This window comes from Paraflavitalea sp. (assembly GCF_059502485.1).
In genome coordinates this window covers 839159-859096 of sequence record NZ_JCACET010000011.1, presented here as the reverse complement: position 1 = coordinate 859096, position 19938 = coordinate 839159, and the positions used below count along the sequence as shown (strand labels likewise).

At 47.0% G+C, this 19938-nt stretch carries 12 protein-coding genes; 11 read left to right on the top strand and 1 reads right to left on the bottom strand.

Features of this window, described 5'->3' with window-relative positions; translation table 11 throughout:
* The first annotated feature begins 126 nt into the window (after positions 1-126).
* From serA to AC5JBY_RS31225, 3 genes are all read left to right on the top strand, one after another.
* The gene (serA, locus tag AC5JBY_RS31235) at positions 127-1365 is read left to right on the top strand and encodes a phosphoglycerate dehydrogenase (RefSeq protein WP_495908631.1); all 1239 of its coding nucleotides are present in this window, start codon (positions 127-129) and stop codon (positions 1363-1365) included.
* A 68-nt stretch (positions 1366-1433) separates the two neighbouring features.
* Positions 1434-2765 carry a tetratricopeptide repeat protein gene (locus AC5JBY_RS31230; RefSeq protein WP_495908630.1) on the top strand — a complete coding sequence of 444 codons (1332 nt, stop codon included), beginning with the start codon at positions 1434-1436 and terminating at the stop codon, positions 2763-2765.
* A 2-nt stretch (positions 2766-2767) separates the two neighbouring features.
* Positions 2768-4030 carry a tetratricopeptide repeat protein gene (locus AC5JBY_RS31225; protein ID WP_495908629.1) on the top strand — a complete coding sequence of 421 codons (1263 nt, stop codon included), beginning with the start codon at positions 2768-2770 and terminating at the stop codon, positions 4028-4030.
* A 1-nt stretch (position 4031) separates the two neighbouring features.
* Here the strand turns inward: AC5JBY_RS31225 and AC5JBY_RS31220 are convergent, their stop codons facing one another.
* Positions 4032-4985, bottom strand: coding sequence for a MerR family transcriptional regulator (locus tag AC5JBY_RS31220; protein ID WP_495908628.1), 954 nt, complete (start codon positions 4983-4985; stop codon positions 4032-4034).
* Positions 4986-5113: 128 nt separating this feature from the next.
* Between AC5JBY_RS31220 and lepB the strand changes: the two genes are divergently transcribed.
* The 8 genes from lepB (at position 5114) to AC5JBY_RS31180 (ending at position 19812) form a co-directional block, all read left to right on the top strand.
* Positions 5114-6649, top strand: a complete 1536-nt coding sequence (lepB, locus tag AC5JBY_RS31215) for a signal peptidase I (RefSeq protein WP_495908627.1) — start codon at positions 5114-5116, stop codon at positions 6647-6649.
* Between the two features lie 102 nt (positions 6650-6751).
* The gene (locus AC5JBY_RS31210; protein ID WP_495908626.1) at positions 6752-7240 is read left to right on the top strand and encodes a cytidine deaminase; all 489 of its coding nucleotides are present in this window, start codon (positions 6752-6754) and stop codon (positions 7238-7240) included.
* Between the two features lie 220 nt (positions 7241-7460).
* Complete coding sequence (locus AC5JBY_RS31205; RefSeq protein WP_495908625.1) at positions 7461-9926, top strand: AfsR/SARP family transcriptional regulator; 2466 nt, start codon at positions 7461-7463, stop codon at positions 9924-9926.
* 195 nt (positions 9927-10121) lie between these two features.
* A complete protein-coding gene (locus AC5JBY_RS31200) occupies positions 10122-12374 on the top strand; it encodes a GH92 family glycosyl hydrolase (protein ID WP_495908624.1) in 2253 nt (750 codons plus the stop codon).
* A 178-nt stretch (positions 12375-12552) separates the two neighbouring features.
* On the top strand, positions 12553-15705 hold the full coding sequence (locus AC5JBY_RS31195; protein WP_495908623.1) for a SusC/RagA family TonB-linked outer membrane protein: 3153 nt from the start codon (positions 12553-12555) through the stop codon (positions 15703-15705).
* Between the two features lie 11 nt (positions 15706-15716).
* On the top strand, positions 15717-17606 hold the full coding sequence (locus AC5JBY_RS31190) for a RagB/SusD family nutrient uptake outer membrane protein (protein WP_495908622.1): 1890 nt from the start codon (positions 15717-15719) through the stop codon (positions 17604-17606).
* Between the two features lie 69 nt (positions 17607-17675).
* The gene (locus AC5JBY_RS31185) at positions 17676-18359 is read left to right on the top strand and encodes a DUF3823 domain-containing protein (protein WP_495908621.1); all 684 of its coding nucleotides are present in this window, start codon (positions 17676-17678) and stop codon (positions 18357-18359) included.
* A 118-nt stretch (positions 18360-18477) separates the two neighbouring features.
* A complete protein-coding gene (locus AC5JBY_RS31180; protein ID WP_495908620.1) occupies positions 18478-19812 on the top strand; it encodes a glycoside hydrolase family 99 protein in 1335 nt (444 codons plus the stop codon).
* Positions 19813-19938: the final 126 nt, after the last annotated feature.

The window sequence follows — 19938 nt, the reverse complement described above, 5'->3', positions numbered from 1 at the left end:
CACCTCTCATCATCTGTAACATCAGCGTACATTCCTTTAATCGCCGCAATTTGTGAAAAGTGTGATCAGTTGGTCCGTTTACCCGCTTAATCTGTGATTATTTAACGCAAAAGATGAGCCATCATTATGAGCGAGAAAAAAAATACAAGTTATCCGAAAGAGAAAGTAAACATCCTTTTTTTAGAGAATATCAGCGATGCTGCTGTTAAAAACTTCAAGGATGCCGGCTATGCATCGGTAAGAAAGCTGGGAGGCGCCCTTACCGAAGAGGATCTTATTCGTGAGGTAAAAGACGTCCATTTATTGGGTATCCGTTCGAAGACGCAAATCACCCCTAAGGTGCTGGAAGCGGCCAAGAAACTGCAGGCGATCGGGTGTTTTTGTATCGGCGTAAACCAGGTAGACCTCAAAAGCGCCACAGAACATGGCGTGGTTGTATTCAATGCTCCTTATTCCAATACGCGTTCGGTAGCAGAACTGGTGATCGGCTTGTCGATCATGCTCATCCGCCGCATACCTGATAAAAATATTGCTGCTCACAAGGGCATCTGGATGAAAGAGGCCAAGGGTAGTTATGAGCTGCGTGGTAAAACGCTGGGTATCATTGGTTATGGTAATATCGGCTCGCAGGTAAGCGTGCTGGCGGAAGCGCTCGGTATGCATGTGATCTTTTATGATGCAGTGACCAAGCTGCCCCTGGGTAATGCCATCGCTAAGAAGACATTGAAAGAGGTGGTGAGCCAGGCTGATATCATTACGCTGCATGTGCCTGATAATGCGGCTACGAAGAACATGATCAATAAGAATGTGCTGAAGAACTTCAAGAAGGGTTCTATCTTAATAAATTATGCGCGGGGTGAAGTGGTTGACCTGGAGGCATTGGCAAAGTGTCTCACTGATGGTCTGCTTGGTGGTGCTGCTATCGATGTGTTCCCTTGGGAGCCTGAAAAGAACGGAGACAAGTTCCAAACTCCTTTGCAGGAGCTACCCAATGTAATTCTGACTCCGCATATCGGCGGTTCTACTGAAGAAGCGCAGTCGAATATTGGGGAGGACGTGAGCAATAAGCTATTTCAGTTCCTCGAAATGGGGATCACCAATGGTTCTCATACTGTGCCGGGCCTCAACCTGCCTCCGCAGGAGGGCACGCACCGGATACTACACGTTCACCGCAATGTGCCCGGGGTACTGTCTGAGATCAACACGCAATTGTCCAAGCATAATATTAATATCCTGGCGCAATACCTGAAAACGAACGACGAGATCGGGTATGTAGTATTGGATGTAGACAGGAAGATCTCCAACACTGCTTTCCAATTGCTAAAAGAAGTTAAAGAGACTATTAAAGTGCGGTTATTATATTAAGTTGCGCATGGAATGCCACATTATTTAAGCTGCGGGCGCCTTGCTCGCAGCTATTTTAATTATAAACGATGAGTGATCATATTAAAAGTCTGCAGGAGGCATTGGAGTTCTCGCCCGACAATATCCCGTTGCGGTTGCACCTGGCGGAAACATTGTTGAAAGAGAAGCAGTATGCTGCCGCTGCCGACCAGTTCAGTGAGGTATTGCGTCGTAGTTATGGTAATGGCAAAGCTAAGCTGGGCCTGGCCGAAGCTTATTTTAACCAGCAGAAGTATTCTGCCGCGATCATCATTTATGAAGAGCTGTACCCCAACCTATCATTGGATGGGATGGTGCTGTATGTGAAATGCCTGATCAAAGAACAGTCGTTGCAACAGGCTGTGGAAGTGTACCAGCGCGTGGTAGCGCTGAACCCTGATTTCCGTGATGAAGAGATCGATGCGCAATTGCGTTTAGGTGGTGGCGGTACACAAAATGAGGAACTGTATGGCATGGAGGGTAACCTGGAGACGGGGAGCAGCGTGGGTTCGTATTTCCTGGAGAAGCCTTCCATCAACTTTTCAGATGTGGGTGGTATGTCGCGCATCAAGGATGAAATATCCATGAAGATCATACAGCCGCTGAAGAATCCCGATCTGTATAAAGCGTTTGGTAAGAAAATAGGAGGTGGTATCCTGCTATATGGTCCTCCAGGATGTGGTAAAACGTATATCGCTAAAGCTACTGCCGGTGAGATCAATGCCAAGTTCATCAGTATCGGTCTGCATGATATTCTCGATATGTGGGTGGGCAATAGTGAGAAGAACCTGCATAGCATATTTGAGCTTGCGCGTAAGAATGCACCTTGTGTATTGTTCTTCGATGAAGTGGATGCCATGGGCGCCAGTAGAAGTGATTTGCGCCAGAGTGCTACGCGTCATGTGATCAATCAATTCCTCGCTGAAATGGATGGTGTGCAATCGAATAACGAGGGCGTGTTGATACTGGCTGCTACGAATGCTCCCTGGAGTGTGGATTCGGCTTTCCGCCGGCCAGGCCGCTTCGACCGGGTGATCTTTGTGGAGCCGCCGGATGAAGCTGCCCGCGAAGAAATTATCCAGGCTATGCTGACTGGTAAGCCGGTAAAGGATGTCGATGTGCGTAAGGTAGCGAAGGAAACGCCTGATTATTCTGGCGCCGATATAAAGGCCATGATCGATATTGCTGTGGAAGATAAACTGCGCGAATCTATGGCCAGCGGCAGCCTGCAACCGCTGGGAACCAAAGACCTGCTGAAGGCTGCGAAGCAGCACCGGCCTACTACGCTCGAATGGTTTTCGTCTGCGCGTAATTATGCGTTGTATGCCAATGAGAGTGGGCTGTATGATGATATCCTGAAATTCCTCAAGATCAAAAAATAATCATGACCGATATAGCGCCATTGCTGGAACGGGCCAGTTTGTTATTGGCTCAGGGGCGTTTTAAAGATGCGGAAAAGCAATTGTCGGACGCGCTGCGGCTCGATCCGGATAATGATTATGCGCTGGCCCTGCTTACGCGCTGCAAGTTTGATCAGAAGCAATTCCTGGAAGGTATCGATGTAATACAACGTGCGATACAAGTGGCTCCGCTGGAGGGTTATTATTTTTACCTGCTCGCTTTTGGGTATTATCAGCTCGACAACAACCAGGCTGCTCTTCGCCACCTGAAACGGGCTGTAGAGCTGAGCCCGTGGACTGCCGAGTTCCTGGGTTTGTGGGGTCTGGTTCTCCTGGAAGAAAAAAACTTTGAACTGGCTTTGCAAAAAGCCAATGAAGGGTTGGCTGTGGATGCGGAAAATATTACTTGTTTAAATGTACGTTCTACTGCCCTGAATAAATTGAGAAGGGTAGATGATGCGATCGAGACCATGCAGGATGCGTTGAAGAAAGATCCTGAGAATGCTTATACACATACTACTGTGGGCTGGAACCTGCTGGAGAAAGGGCGGCATAAAGAGGCGGCTACGCATTTCCGGGAAGCACTGCGGCTGCAGCCCAACATGGAGGGCGCCCGTGAAGGATTGAAACAGGCATTGAAGTCCAAGATACCTCCTTATCGATGGTTGTTGCAATACAGTTTCTGGATCAGTAATAAGGGCAAGTATGCGCGTTGGGCCATTCTGCTGGGTATTTATTTTGGTGTGCAAGCCATCGGGCAGTTGTCGAAGAGCGGCGGCGAAAACATCGCTATTATTGGAATGGCTATCGTTGGCGTGTATATATTGTTTGTGATTATGAGCTGGGTTATCAACCCGCTGGCGAATCTCTTCCTGCTGTTTCATAAAGATGGAAAATATGCGCTTAACAAGCGGGAGAAGATCAATGCTATATGTGCCGTTGTTGTCCTGTTATCGGGGCTCGCAATGGTAATAACTGGTTTATTCATGCCTGAAAACCCGGGACTGGTAATCGTTATGGCAGGATTGGTGGCTTTGTCATTGGCCTTGCCGCTGGGTCATATGGAATTTCCGATCCGGTTGAAGGGTAACAATGCTGTACAATGGTTTTCTATAGGCCTCGTTCTGTTTGGCCTGGTGATTATATTCTTCCTTTTTTCGGGCCTTCCGATACCTGAAGCGGTTATGTGGACCTACTTTGTCTCATTTGTAGTGTATACGTGGGCGCGCAGTGTATTGGCGAGATAGCTCATGTGCCTTTGCTGAAGGCAAGCAGGTCTTCTGCATTTTTCAACACCCTCACGTTTTGGGGAATACCTCCATTGATATATCCATTGGTCTTTGTGCCTGAAAAGACAATCTCTTTATCGGGAAAGGTGTTGGATAATTTGCGCAGGTATTCGCCCAGGTCATCTTTGATGAGGTGGGTGATGAGGTGGAAATAGAGTTGTGTAACGGGCTTGCCGGGATGCAGTTTTTCAAACTGATCGCAAATGGTTTTGAGTGTACCGGCATTGACGTTGCTGCCGAGGTAAACGCAGGAGGTGCCATTTTTTTTGAGCATATACTGCATAAACAATAAGGGTATCTCGTGTAATTCTCCGTGTGGAGTGTACACGATAACGTGTCTTGGTGCGGAGGCTGCCGGTCGGGGCAGTTCGTCGATAGCTGCCAGCAATTTTCTGATAATAATAGCGCTGGTAAAATGTTCCTGTGCGGGCATGATGCTACCTGCCAGCCATAGGTGTCCTACTTTTTTGAGCAGGGGAAATAGAACCTGGATTACCAGGTCCTCAAAGGTGGTGTTCTCCATTATTTTGTGGAAAACCTGCTCAAATCGTTCCTCGTCGAGGTCAATGATGGCTTCTGTCAGCTGGTTGAGGAAGATGCCGTAGTTGTCTTCATCGGGCCTGGCCTCCAGGGTAAGCCGGCAGATCTCCTCCTCGGAAAGGCTGGCAATCCGGGATATTTTATATCCCTGGTGATAGAGGAAGGCAATTCGTAATATGTATTTGAGGTCCTCATTATCATAAAACCGGTGATTGCTTAGCTTCCGCCGGGGAGTGAGTATGCTATGACGCTGTTCCCAGATGCGGAGCGTATGTGCTTTAATACCAGTGAGATTTTGGACGTCGCGAATCGTAAAAAAGTTCATATCGACTGTAACAAAGCGGAAGATATTACAACTAATATATCTTGTCAAATACTGTTTAAGCAAAAAGCAGACCCGACCCTGAAACGGGGATGAAGTTTGGCAAAATACTGGTTAATACCCCGTTGCAATGCCAATTAATATGGTATTTTTGCCCGGAATTTTTTAAAAAAGACAGCATGAGTTTACACGATCTGACCGTCATTATTATCATCTCGCTGCTCATTGTTCTGCTGCCCTCCGTAGGATTGTATAAGATGTTCCAAAAGGCTGGTCTCCCTGCCTGGAAAGCTTTTGTTCCTTTCCTGAATACCTGGGAAATGTTGCGTTTAACAGGGATCAAGAAGCATTGGTTCTTCTGGCAGTTCATTCCTGTAGTAGGCTGGTTCATCAGTTTATGGATATTGGTAGAGTTTGTTAAGTTGTTCAACAAGTTCAGGTTTGTGCAGCATGCTGCTACTGTACTGGTTGGGTTTGCTTATCTGCCTATGATCGGTTATGATCAGAAGGAGAAATATTATGGTCCTGAGATCGTGAAGAAGCATAAAAAGTCGGCTGCGCGTGAGTGGATCGATGCTGGTGTATTTGCTATCGTAGCTGCCACGCTGATCCGCACGTTCGTTTTCGAAGCTTATACCATCCCCACGGGCTCAATGGAAAAGACCTTACTGGTCAATGATTTTCTTTTTGTAAGCAAGCTGAGTTATGGCCCGCGTATTCCCAACACACCGCTGGCTATTCCTTTTGTACATCATACGCTACCTGTAGTAAACACCAAATCTTATTCTGAACTGATCCATATTCCTTATACGCGCTGGTTTGCCAGTCCGATAAAAAGGAATGATGTGGTGGTGTTCAACTTTCCGGCAGGTGATACGGTGATCAACCTGGAAGAGTACCAGTCCAAGAATCCTTATTATGATGTAATTCTGGACAAGGGAGATGGTAATGCAGATGTGGGACGTGAAATGGTGCTGTCGAACCCGACTGATTTTCCAATTATCATACGTCCTGTAGACAAACAGGAGAATTATATCAAGCGTTGTGTGGCCATCGCGGGTGATTCGTTGCAGATCATCGACGGCGTATTGTTCATCAATGGCCAGAAGGCTTTTCTGCCTCCCAAGATGCAGTTATATTATGATGTGACGACGAAGGGGCAGCCATTGGATAATGAGATATTGCGTGAAGAGTACGATTTCGACAAGATAGAGGAAGGGGGAGAGTTGATTCCGCAGGGTAATAATCGCTATATCATGTTGCTGACCAATGAGGCAAAAGATAAAATGATCAAGAATGGTCTTATTGAAAAGATCGAGCTGCTGAGACAAGGACGTGAATCGAAAATATTTCCCCGGGATAAAAAGCATCTTTGGAGTGTCGATAACTTCGGGCCATTGTGGGTTCCTAAAAAGGGCGCCACGATTACACTGAACGATGATAATTTTACGCTGTACGAACGTGCCATCCAGGTATATGAACACAATAAGCTGGAAAGGCGTGATGGTAAGATCTTCATCAATGATCAGGCTACCAACCAATACACCTTCAAGATGGATTATTTCTGGATGATGGGTGACAACCGTCATCAGTCTCAGGATAGCCGCTTTTGGGGTTTTGTACCGGAAGATCATATTGTAGGTGAGGCATGGCTTATTTGGATGAGTTGGGATAAAGGAGTTCGCTGGAACCGCATGTTCAGCAGTATTCATTAATAGTATTCAGCTTTCAGTATACGGAATCCAGGATTTGGAAGGACGAGCGCCTTCTGAATCCTGGATTCTGCTTTTATGTCTTCTTTCCCTTAAATTGTGTGCATGAAACAGAACGAGTACAGGTTTTCTTATGAGGTATATGATTCCATCGATGAGCTGGGGGAGGATGATCGGTATTTGCTGCAGGAGGCCCGTAAAACAACAAAGAACGCCTGGGCGCCTTATTCCCATTTCAGGGTAGGGGCGGTGGCCAGGCTGGGGAGTGGTCATCTTGTTATCGGGGCCAATCAGGAAAATGCTTCTTACCCGGCTGGTATCTGTGCTGAAAGGGTATTACTTTCTACAGCTGGCGCCACCTATCCTGGCGACCCTATCGAAACAATGGCCATCAGTTATGAAGGGGATGGTGTGGTAAGTGATCACCCCATCAGTCCCTGTGGCATCTGCCGGCAAACATTGCAGGAGTTTGAACAGCGTACGGAGCATCCTGTGCGGTTGATACTGGCTGGACAAACTGGTAAAGTATTCATTATTCCCGCAGCGGGCATGTTATTGCCCCTGGCTTTTACCGGCGATGAGCTGTCTTTATAGCCAGGGTATAAATAACTGTTTCTGCTTCTTATACTTATCATTTATTTCTTTACTAAAATTTGCCGGTATCTATCCTGTTTAATACAACAGAATAAGTAATTTGTACTTTATTTAGTTTCGCTTGCTTATGGGGAGATCTCTTTTATTGGTATGCTGCTTTTTATGTGTAAGTAATGTTTTTAGCCAATCACACGGCTTAAGGTTTTCCAGTCATGAGGTAGTGCCTGAAAAAAGGACCTCTCTCAATCTGACGCCTAAAGACCCTGTGTGCTTATCTCAATCGGCTGAAATTTCTTTCGACTTCGGCTTTACACCCAACCTCGTCACTTATTTCGGGTACATCATGCGCCTGGTTACGGACAATAACCAGAATATCGATCTTGTTTTCAATCAAAAGCTCCTGCGATTCAACTTTGTTATCGGAGAAACTGTGGCAGGCGACTTTGCCATCGACTCGGTACATCTGTATGGTAACTGGAATCAATGCAAGGTGACCCTGGATGGTAAAGCCAAAGAGGTTGGCTTTTATATTAATAACAAGCTGATTGGAAAAGGGAAAGCCAATATTTCTCCTGCCACTTGTTACCGTATATCTTTTGGCGCCATCGATTTTACCGGTTTCCAGATCACCGACATTCCACCTATGAACATCCGGGATATCCGGATAGCTGCCGATAATACGCCAATAGCTTATTATCCTTTATCTGAAAGCAGCGGCACCGAGTGTACTGATGAGGTGAAGAGCAAAACGGCTATCGTGAAAAACCCGGTTTGGATAAAGCCCCGCCACCAGAACTGGGTGCAGGCGTTGACCATGAGTACCGTTGGTGCAGCCAGCGTGGCTTTTGATAAGCAAGGGGAACGGTTATACATTGTGTCTGCTGATACGCTGTACCAGTATTCGTTAAAGAATGGACAACTGTCGGGGGCAAAGCTGGCTGCAAAACGGGATTCTTTACCGCCGGGCAATCAATCTGTATTCAGTAGTACCAACAATACGCTATATAATATTAATATAGATGAGAAGCTGGTAAGTGCCTGGCAACCTCATTCCAGTAAATGGGATGTGAACTTTGCTCCTGGCCCGCTTACTATTTACTGGCAGGCAAACAAATTCCTGTCTCCGGCCGACAGTTCCTTATATATTATTGGTGGGTATGGTCAACTCCAATATAAGAATGAAGTGCAGCGGTATCATTTCCCCACGAAGGAATGGGAGTCTGTGGACCCTAAGGGGGATTTCTTTATGCCGAGGTACCTTGCTGCGCTGGGGACCAACAATGCTGGCGATACTGCTTATATTATTGGTGGTTTCGGCAGCAAGACAGGTGATCAGACCATCAATCCCAAGTATACGTATGATCTGATGGCTTATGCTGTGAAGAGTGGTGCTTTCAAAAGTATCTATCACCTGAAAGAGCCTGCCAGCCAGTTTTGCTTTGCTAATAGTCTTGTGGTGGATTCTGCTACACGCGATTTTTATGCGTTGATTCATCCTATCGACCGGTTCAATTCTGTGTTGCAGCTTATGAAGGGTTCTTTGCAATCGCCGGAATACCAGTTGATGGGGGATACGATCCCTTACGATTTCCACGATATTGAATCGTATGCCGATCTATTCTATTGTCCGGTAAGCAAGAAGCTGGTGGCTGTTACATTGTTTACCAACAAACAGAATCTTACTAATGTAAAGGTGTATACCATCGATTTTCCGCCTAATAAGCTGGTAGTGGCGGCGCCGCCAGTGGCCAGTGCTTCGCGCGACTGGGTATGGTTCCTGTTGGCGGGAGGATTGGTGGCTGCCGGTGTGTTGTTCATGATGTGGCGCCAGCGAAAGGCAAGGCAGGTATCACATCATGAGGATGTGGCGCATGCACGCGTTCCTGTGCCGGGCGCTGTAGTGGCACCGGTAGTTGCGGGAAATAATGGACCTGGTATAGAACCCGTGGTTGCGACCAAGGATGTATCGGCTATTTATTTGTTTGGACAACTGGAGATCATCGATAAGGAGGGTCACGACATCACCAGGATGTTTACGCCTTTGCTGAAGGAGTTGTTCCTGTTGGTATTGACCTACACTTATAAGGATGGGAAGGGTATTGCTTCTGAGAAATTATATGAGCTATTGTGGGGCGATAAGCCGCTCAAGGACGCACGGAATAATTTTTCGGTCAACGTGGTAAAGCTGAAAGGCATCCTTGAAAAGGTGGGCGATTGTCATATTGCCAAGGAATCAGATAAATGGAAGCTGGAAATCTTGAATAACTCGATGAAGGTGGATTATCAGCGGTACATGGAACTGGTATCTAATAAGCCGACGGTTAATAAAGCCTATGTTCAGGAGCTTATTCATATCGTGGGCAGGGGTGCTTTCCTCAGTACGATTCATTATAACTGGCTGGATGATATTAAATCCGACGTTTCAGGGAAAACTATCGATATATTGTTAAGTTATATATCTACTGTTGATCTTGCTGCCGAAGCCGAGTTGGTGATAAAGATCACCAATTGCATCTTCTTCTTCGATCAGCTTAATGAAGAAGCGCTGGCTTATAAATGTAAGTGCCTGGTATTGCTGGGACGGCATGGCATGGCTAAAGATGCCTATCTCAAGTTTGCCAAAGAGTACCGGGAAAATTATGGACAGGAATTCGATAAGTCGTTTGCTGAAATGACGGGTCAATAATTTATCATCTTCTTATTACGGTGAACTGCCTTCGAAGCGCAATTCCCCTTTAACGGGCTTAATTAGTACTAATTCTTCATAAAAAATTAAAAAACAGCCTTTTAATTTCTCAATTAATAGGTTTGTTAATGCCTTTATTAGTCTCCTACGGCTTTATTGCAGACAGATTTATTCAACGAAATGTTTGCCTGCAATATGAAAAAGCTGCTGCTGCTAACCCTGCTGTTGTGGAATGTATCTATTCTTTTTGCCCGTCAACCCGTTAAGCGATCGCCGAACGGAACGGAGCGGTCCAACCTCGAATTTGTTGATCCTACCATCGGTAATGTAGGTCAGTTACTGGAGCCTACACGTCCTACCATCCAGCTACCCAACCAGATGATCCGGGTTGCTCCTCAACGAAAGGATTACCTGGATAATCAAATCACCAGCTTCCCTTTAAACATTGTTTCTCATCGCATGGGGCAGGTGTTCTCCCTCAAACCTTCCGTGAAGCCGCTGACGCGCGAAAGCTGGCAGGCACGCATGGCTTATGACCATGACCTGGAAGTGAATAATCCCTGGCATTTCTCTACTTATTTAATCGATGATGAAGTGACCGTTGAGTTTGCACCTGGTAAAAAGGGTGGCATTTACCGCTTCCGTTTTCCCCAATCGGCTAATAAGGCTATCCTGCTGGATGTATATAATGGCGATCCTTCTTCTTATAGTTTTCCTTCTGCTACCGAGATCACTGGCCTGGAGACCTGGCATGGTGATGTGAAAGTTTACTTGTATGGGGTTTGGAATACTGCTGGCACTACCGGTGTATTGGAAAATGGAGAACTGCAAAATAAGCAAACTACCAGTGGCAGGGCAAGGGCCTGGATCAGTTTCCCTGCAAATACAAAAGAGGTGGAGCTGCGCTATGCGCTTAGTTATGTAAGTGCAGAGCAAGCTAAGAAGAATTATGAGACCGAACTGAAGGGCAAAAGTTTTACTGCCGTTGCTGATAATGGCAGGAAGGCGTGGGATGGTGTGTTATCGCAGATAAAAGTGGAAGGTGGCACTGAAGCGCAGAAAAGAAGTTTTTATACAGCGTTGTACCGCTGTTACGAAAGGATGGTGGATGTTACGGAGGGCAATCAATATTACAGTGGCTATAATAAACAGGTAAATACCGACAAGCGTCCTTTTTATGTGGACGACTGGTCGTGGGATACTTACCTGGCGCATCATCCGTTGCGCATGATCCTGAACCCTGCGCAGGAAGAGGATATGCTGCAATCTTATGTGCGCATGTACGAGCAAAGTGGCTGGATGCCTACGTTCCCGGTGTTGTTTGGCGATCATGCCTGCATGAATGGTTTCCACTCTTCTGTGGTGTTTTTGGATGCATACAGAAAAGGGTTGCGGAACTTCAACATAGAGAAGGCGTATGAGGGCATGCGCAAGAATGCGACTGATGCTACCATCATTCCCTGGCGTAATGGGCCTAAAACTCCGTTGGATGATTTCTATCATGCGCATGGTTATTTCCCTGCGCTGGCTCCTGGTGAAAAGGAGACTGTTAGCCTTGTAGATAATTTTGAAAAGCGGCAGGCTGTGGCTGTTACGCTCGGCACCAGCTACGATGATTGGGCGCTGGCTCAGATGGCCAAAGATCTCGGTAAAAAGGATGACTATAATTTGTTTACTCCACGTGGCCTGAATTATAAGAACCTGTGGCACCCGGAAAGGAAATTCTTTGTTCCTAAGGATGATAAGGGCAACTGGATCAATATCGACCTCAAGTTTGATGGTGGCCCCGGTGGCCGTGATTATTATGATGAGAACAATGGCTGGACTTACCTGTGGCAGGTGCAACAGGATGTGCCCGGCCTGATAGACCTGATGGGTGGTAAGAAGACATTTGAAGACAGGCTTGATCAACTGTTCCGCGAAGGGCTGGGCAGGGGCAAGCATGAGTTCTGGAATAAATTTCCTGATGCCACCGGCCTGGTGGGTCAATATTCTATGGGTAATGAGCCCAGTTTCCACATTCCTTACTTGTACAACTTCACTGCTGCTCCCTGGAAAACCCAAAAGACTACGCGCTTTCTGCTGGACGTATGGTTCAAGGATAATGTTTTCGGTATTCCCGGTGATGAGGATGGCGGTGGTATGACTGCTTTTGTAGTGTTCTCTGCGATGGGCTTTTACCCCGTAACGCCTGGCCTGCCTGTGTATACCATCGGTAGTCCTTTATTTAGTAAGGTAACAATCGACTTGCAGAATGGTAAGCAGTTCAAGCTGACTGCCAACAACTGTTCTGTAGTGAATAAGTATATCCAAAGCGCCAAAATAAATGGTGTGGTATTGAATACTCCCTGGTTTACACATGAACAACTGATGAATGGCGGACACCTCGAGCTGGAGATGGGCCCTAAGCCTAATAAGACATGGGGAACCGGTAGTGCCGGCTTTTAGACAACTCTTCAATAATTGACTGGGAAACTGCTATACAACATAGCCCTGGAAAACTGATAACCAATTTTTATCACTAAAACGATGCTATCCATGTACTATGACCCGCCTTATTTGCTATGAGTGAACATGTCAGGTTTTTTTGTACCAAAACTTCATTTATCAAAACATTAACTCTATCATGAAAAAATTGTATTGCATATTGTTGATGGCATGTGCTTTCCCCTTTTTTGCTGCAGCGCAGCAAAAAGTGATCAGCGGGAAGGTGACTGATGCCGCCAACGTTGCGTTGCCGGGTGTTACTGTTTCTGTGAGAAACAGTAGTGCCAACTCGACCGATGTGTATTCGTCGGTAGCTACTACAGATGCTCAGGGCTCATTCAGTATTTCTGTTTCTCCAAACGCCACTGAGCTGGTATTTACTTTCGTAGGAAAAAAAGAAGTCGTTGAAAAGATTGGTACGCGTACCGTTATCAATGTGATCATGGCCGATGGTGATGATCAATTGTCAGATGTCGTAGTTGTGGGATATGGAACCAAAAGGAAGGAAACGCTCACTGGTTCTGTAAGTAATATCAGCAACCGGGAAATCCAAACGACTACCAACGTGAGCCTTGCGCAAAAGCTGCAGGGTAAAGTGGCTGGCTTGCAGATCCGCCAATTGGGTGGTGAGCCGGGGACATTCGACAACATGATCAATATCCGTGGTTTTGGATCTCCGCTGTACGTAATCGATGGTATCGTGCGTGATGGTGGCGGCGACTTCCAGCGTCTCAACGCCGATGATATCGAGAGTGTATCGTTCCTGAAGGATGCCTCTGCTGCTATCTACGGTTTTGGTTCTTCCAACGGTGTGGTGATCGTAACTACCAAGAAGGGCGCCAAAGGAAAAGCTTCTTTCAATTATACTGGTGTAGTTGGTTTTTCACAGCCTACCAACGTTCCCCGCATGGCGAATGCCAGTGAGTGGATGCAGATGCGTAATGATGCCAATATTTATGGTATGGGTACTCCTTTTGTAACGAGGGAGGAACTGGACAAGTGGATTGCCGGTGGCCCGGGTTATGAAAGCACCGATTGGTATGATGTGGCGCTGAAAAAGACTGCTATGCAGCAACAGCACAACATCTCTACTTCAGGTGGTAATGAAAAGACTCAATATTATGTGGGCCTGGCTTATGTAGATGAGGGCAGCTACCTGCGCACTGATGATATGAAGTACAAGCGCTACAACTTCAGGTCTAACATCACCACTGAGCTGGTGAAAAACCTGAAGGCTGAAGTGCTGGTGGGTGGCCGCTATGATATCAGGACTACGCCGGGTGAAAACTTCTTCAATATTTTCAAGGGTACGCGTGTGACGCTGCCTACTGAAAGGCCATATGCGAATGGCAACCCATTGTATCCGGCGGTGGTAACGCCTTCTAATCAAAACCCGCTGGCGTTGACCAACAGGGATATCACTGGTTACAGCGAAGCTGTAAACAGGCAGGTACAGTCTACTTTCTCGCTTACTTATGATGTGCCTTGGGTAAAGGGGCTTACCGTGAAGGGTACTGCTGCTTATGACCTCAATAGCTATCAGGGTAAGGATGTGTCGAAGCCTTATACGCTTTATACGTATGTGAATGGCGCTTACATTCCCCAGGTTCAACGTGTTGGCCAGGGTGGTATTTCCAATGGCTTCGGCAACAGCAACCGCTTTGTAGTGATCGCACAGGCCAACTATGCCAAAACGATTGCGCAAAAGCACAATGTTGCTGTATTGGGTGCCTTCGAGCAACGGCAGGAGTGGAGCCGCAATGCCGATCTGAGAAGGTTGTATGACTTCTATACGATCGATCAGATCAATGCTGCTGCGAATAACAATATGACGAACTCTGGTAGTGAAGGTCAAAATGCTTCTCAGGCTGTGCTGGGCCGCTTCAACTACGATTTTGATAAAAAGTATCTGTTGGAACTGGCTTTCCGCTACATGGGTACTTATGCTTATCCGCCTTCTTCCCGCTGGGGTTTCTTCCCCATCATCTCCGGTGGCTGGCGTATATCTGAAGAGAACTTCATGAAGAATATCAACTTTGTCTCCAACCTGAAAGTACGTGCTTCGTATGGCCGGGTTGGTGAGCAGGCTGGTGGTCCCTTCCAGTGGATCCAGGGGTTCTCGCTCGGCGGTGGCGGACAATATGAGTTTGATAATGGTAGCCTTACTACCGGCGCCACAGCGCCCGGTCTCGTGAATCCTAACCTTACGTGGGTAACTGCCAAGACTGCCGATATCGGTATCGAGATCGGTCTTTTCAATAACAAGCTGACTTTCGAAGGTGCTGTTTACCGCAGGGACCGCGAAGGTATTCCTGCCCGCAGAAACGTGTCGCTGCCCAATACTTTTGGTGCTTCACTGCCTGAAGAAAACCTGAACAGTGACCGCGTGCAAGGTATCGAGTTTACCATCGGTTATAATGACCGGATCGGTAAAGACTTCCGCTTCAACGTATCGGGTAACTTCAACTTTGCCCGTTCTCAGAATTTGTATGTGGAGAGAGGGCCTTTCCAAAGCAGCTGGGACAGGTGGAAGAATGGTACTCCTTACCGCTATGACGATATCATCTGGTCATATACTTACCTCGGACAGTTCCAGAGCATGGATGAAATTGCCAACTATCCTTTACAGAATGGCGATCAGGCGAACATCCGCGAGCTGCCTGGTGATTTCAAATATGCCGATATAAACAATGATGGTGTGATCGATGGCAACGATATGCTGCCTATGTATATTGGTGCGAATGGTAATAACGACAACCAAAACCCTCGTGGTAAGAATCCCAAGATCAACTATGGTCTTACGCTCGGCGCTTCTTACAAGGGTTTCGATCTCAATATGCTCTTCCAGGGCTCTGCTATGTATACTGTCCGTTTCAGCGAAGTGTATGCTGAAATGCTAGCCTTCCGCGGCAACACGCCTGCTTACTTTTTCGACAGGTGGCACAAGGCTGATCCGTATGACTCCAAGAGTGAATGGATCCCTGGCAAGTGGCCTGCTAATCGTTTCAATGGCGACGTAGGCAGTATGTATAAGGAGAGTTCTGTGTGGCGTAAAGACGCTTCTTATGTAAGGTTAAAGAGCCTGGAGCTGGGTTATACATTCGAGAACAAATGGTTTAGTGGTACTGGTATCCGCAAGCTGCGTATATATGCGAGTGGTTTCAACCTCATAACGATCACTGATCCTTTTGTGAAAATTTTCGATCCTGAAAGATTGGAAGGCTTGTTCAACGCTGGTTTCAACTACCCGCTTTCCAAAATTTACAACGTTGGTATCAATCTTAACTTCTAAAAGCGCTTGCAATGAAACTGAATCATATAAAATATATCGTACTGGCGGCAGGGCTTTCGTTTGCAGGTTGCAAACGGGTGCTGAATCTGCAACCTACTGATAAGCTAACGGCTGATGCCATCTTTGGCGACCCGCAGGGTGTAAAGGTGTTCATGGCCAACTTATATTATCAACTGCCTGTTGAAGATTTTACTTATTTCCGTGGTGGCTTTAATCAGAATGGCGGCGATCCCAACAATGGTGGTTTTGCCCCTGCCATGGGAACTGATGAAGCGGCTCACTCGGAATTTGGAGACTTTGTGGGTGATGGTGACTTCCAGTGGTGGGACCAGGGGTACAAGCTCATCCGCGATGTGAACCTGCTGATCGATTATATTCCTACTCTTTCCATCAGGGATGATGAAAAGGCTGCTCTGGTGGGTGAAAGTGCTTTCATCAAGGCTTTTGCTTACTTCGCGCTGGCTAAGAGGTATGGCGGTGTGCCGCTGATGAAGCAATCGCAGGTATTTGATGGTGATCCTGAAAAGCTGAAAGTGCCCCGCAGTACTGAAAAGCAAACCTGGGATTATGTGATGGAGTTGTGCGATCAGGCTATCACTAACCTGAGTGCTACCAAAAATCCCCGTCGTGCCACCAAATGGACAGCTTATGCATTGAAAAGCCGTGCGGCTTTGCATGCTGCTTCTGTGGCCAAATTTGGTAACCGTATTACCATGACCGGCGATGCTGCAACGCAGAAACTCGTAGGTATGGATGCTGCTGATGCCAATGGTTATTACCAGGCTTGTATTGCTGCTTCCCAGCAGATCATCAATAGTGGTTATGGCTTGTTCAAACCAAGCCCGGCTAATCCTACAGAGGCGGCAGAGAACTATCGCTCGCTGTTCCAGGACCCCAATGTGGCTATTAACGACGAGGTGATCATGATCAAGGGTTTCGCACTGCGTGGCGCCAACCTGGGTCACAACTATGATATCTGGTATACACCTGCTCAGTTGTCCAACGGATGGCCTCATCCTGGTCGTATGAACCCAACGCTTGATCTCGTGGACCAATACGAGAGTTATAATACGCCCGGTGTATCATCTCCGGTAAATACACGGGTGGATGGTAACATTACTGATTATAATGGGTTCAACAGTGGTACCAACTATATCCGGTACAATACGCCCAATGAGATATTCGCTAACAAGGATGCGCGTCTCTGGGGCACTGCGATCCTGCCAAGTACTACTTTCAAGGGCGTTCCCATTATCATTCAGGCTGGCTATGTGAAACCTGATGGTAACGCTGTGATCCGCACCAAAGACCAGATCACGGTGAGTGGTACTACTTATTATTCGTATGGTGCTCCTGATGTGTCTATGTATTCCGGTTTCGATACTTATGGGGGCAATAATACAAGGACCGGTTTCTCTTTCAAGAAGTTCATCAGCACGTCGCCTGTTATCAACGGTTGGAACAACAGTACTTCCGACTGGGCAGAGTTCCGTTTTGCTGAAGTGTTGCTGAACATGGCAGAGGCTGTAGTAGAGAGTGGTCAGGGTGATGTGGCAGCTGCTACGAAAGCGCTGAACGACGTGCGCAAGCGTGCCGGTCACACTACCAACATTACGCTGACATCAGAGAACGTGCAAAGAGAAAGAAGGGTAGAGCTGGCTTTCGAGAATAAAAGGTTTTGGGACCTGATCCGCAGAAGGGAGTTCCACACCGAGTTCAACAACCGTTTCCTGCATTCTCTGTTGCCTTTGCAAGACCTGCGCGCACTGCCTGATATCAAGTACATCTTTGTGCGTGTGAATGTTCCTAACACCAATACCAAAACTTTCCAGCCCAGATCTTACTACCGGTTTATCCCCGGTATCGGTTCCAATGGTCTGGTGCAAAATCCGCAGTATTAAACTGTGTTTGTCGACCCTTCGACAGGCTCAGGGTGACAAGAAATTTTTAAAGACTAACAATGTATTGTTATGAATAAGCTTCGATTATTATTATTTGTTTCCATCATAGCGCTTGCTTCCTGTAAGAAGGATAACTATGACGGCCCGGATTCCGGCCTTTCCGGCAAGTTTGTCGATGAGGCTACCAATGAACTGGTGCAAATGGACATCATCCGTGGCACGCGCATCGAGTTTGTGGAGCATGGTTATGCTAACCCACAAAACCAGTATATGATCCTGAAAAATGATGGTACGTATGCGAACACGCTGATGTTTGCCAATACGTATACCATCCGCGTCAGCGAGCCCAACTTTATTCCTATTGCCGAGCAGGAGCTCGTGATCAAAGGACAAACTACGCTGGACTTCAAAGTGACGCCTTATATCCGCGTGAAGGATGTGAACATCGTGAAGAATGGTACTAAGGTGACTGCCACTTTCAAGATCCAACAAAATGTGATCAACAATGTACAGAAGATCGGTTTGTATGCTCACTCTGATTCAAGAGTAGGTGAGCCTATGCGCCTCGTGGCGGCAGAGCAGCAGATCAATGCTGTTACCAACCCCGCCACTGTGTATACACTGGAGATTGACCTGCCTTCCAACAGCACACAGCTGAAAACTGGTAATAGTTATTATTTCAGGGTGGGCGCGTTGATCGGTGTTGGCGGTTCCAAACCGAATTATGCTGCGGCAGTTAAAATAAGTATTTAGTTCCCGCATCCTGATAGCGATCGGGGCGGGGTACCATTTTGCTGAAACGAGGGGTACAGTCCGAGGCAGTAGGGCTGTGCCCTGGCTTTCAGCACCTGAAATCTTAAAACTTTAGTCTATGAAAAGAATGACGGCTCTTTTATTAGTGCCGGCCTGGATGTTGTTTGTCCATTGCTCCAAGGGTGGAGGCGGCGACAATCCTAATCCTCCCGGGCCGCCCGATCCTCCTGTTCAGGAAGTGGTGTATGATGAGACGGGTTGTGTGTACACTTCCTACAACAAACTTGTAATGGCCGGCTACCAGGGATGGTTTGCCGCACAGGGAGATGCTTCTGAGCGTGGCTGGTATCACTACCAGAATGGCAATTGTGGTGGTTTTATGCCCGGCTGTTCGGCGGTGGATTTCTGGCCCGACATGACGGAGTATACCAAGACGTACAAGTCTCCTTTCAAATTCGCCAATGGCAATGATGCTTACCTGTACAGCCCTTATGATGAAGAGAGTGTGGACCTGCACTTCAAATGGATGAAGGATTACGGCATTGACGGCGTTTTTATGCAACGCTTCGTAGTTGAAATAAAACCAACCAATACCAAGGGTAAAAGGCATTTCAACAAGGTATTGGAGAATGCGCTGAAGGCGGCTAAGAAGTACAACCGCGCTATCTGTGTGATGTATGACCTGAGCGGCAGCAGCGCTGCCGATGTGGCTTACATCGAACAGGATTGGAATGAGCTGCAAACGCTCTTCAATCTTTTCAGCAACACTGCCAATCCTACTTATCTGCGGCATAATAAAAAGCCGCTCGTGGTATTGTGGGGTGTTGGGTTCAACGATGGCAGGCAGTATTCCACGTCTGATGTAGACAAACTGGTGGACAAGATCAAAGGCCCTACCAAGAAGACTTCTGTGATGCTGGGTGTGCCTTATTACTGGCGCACGCTGAAGAATGATACAGATCCTTCTACCACTTTGCACACGCTCATCAAGAAGTGTGATATCGTGATGCCCTGGGCTGTGGGCCGGTATGGTAATGATAATTACAATAACGTGGCTGGTGGTGAGCTGGCTGGTGACATTCAATGGTGCAATACGAATAAGATTACGTATGTGCCGCTGGCTTTTCCCGGCTTCAGTTGGGGCAACCTGCGGATGGACCCGGCTCAGTATAATTCGATTCCCCGCTTAAAAGGCGATTTCCTATGGAAACAAGTGGCTGGCGCCAAGATATCCGGCGCTCAAAGTTTGTATGTGGCGATGTTTGATGAGATCGATGAGGGTACTGCCATTTTCAAATGTGCGCGGGAGGCTGATCTTCCGTTGCATGGCACCCGAAAGTTCATCGGTATCGATAATGATCTTAGTACTGATTATTACTTATGGCTTACAGGCCAGGCTGGCAAGTGGTTTCATGGTGAAAGTGGATTCTCTGCTACCAAACCTGTACGTTAAACGTTTTCCATAATGCAAGTGTACATTTCAACCCCGGTTCGTATCCACCTACCGGGCTTGAATGTTCTTTGGGGCAAGAAGGAAGAGGTAGGAGGTAAGCAGTAGGAAATTAAGATGATTACAATT

What these genes read in the sequence shown, in the direction of transcription:
- AC5JBY_RS31225 (WP_495908629.1), top strand. Translation starts at nt 2,768, where the DNA reads ATGACCGATATAGCGCCATTGCTGGAACGGGCCAGTTTGTTATTGGCT.
- lepB (WP_495908627.1), top strand. Translation starts at nt 5,114, where the DNA reads ATGAGTTTACACGATCTGACCGTCATTATTATCATCTCGCTGCTCATT.
- AC5JBY_RS31190 (WP_495908622.1), top strand. Translation starts at nt 15,717, where the DNA reads ATGAAACTGAATCATATAAAATATATCGTACTGGCGGCAGGGCTTTCG.
- AC5JBY_RS31180 (WP_495908620.1), top strand. Translation starts at nt 18,478, where the DNA reads ATGAAAAGAATGACGGCTCTTTTATTAGTGCCGGCCTGGATGTTGTTT.
- AC5JBY_RS31185 (WP_495908621.1), top strand. Translation starts at nt 17,676, where the DNA reads ATGAATAAGCTTCGATTATTATTATTTGTTTCCATCATAGCGCTTGCT.
- AC5JBY_RS31200 (WP_495908624.1), top strand. Translation starts at nt 10,122, where the DNA reads ATGAAAAAGCTGCTGCTGCTAACCCTGCTGTTGTGGAATGTATCTATT.
- AC5JBY_RS31210 (WP_495908626.1), top strand. Translation starts at nt 6,752, where the DNA reads ATGAAACAGAACGAGTACAGGTTTTCTTATGAGGTATATGATTCCATC.
- AC5JBY_RS31195 (WP_495908623.1), top strand. Translation starts at nt 12,553, where the DNA reads ATGAAAAAATTGTATTGCATATTGTTGATGGCATGTGCTTTCCCCTTT.
- serA (WP_495908631.1), top strand. Translation starts at nt 127, where the DNA reads ATGAGCGAGAAAAAAAATACAAGTTATCCGAAAGAGAAAGTAAACATC.
- AC5JBY_RS31230 (WP_495908630.1), top strand. Translation starts at nt 1,434, where the DNA reads ATGAGTGATCATATTAAAAGTCTGCAGGAGGCATTGGAGTTCTCGCCC.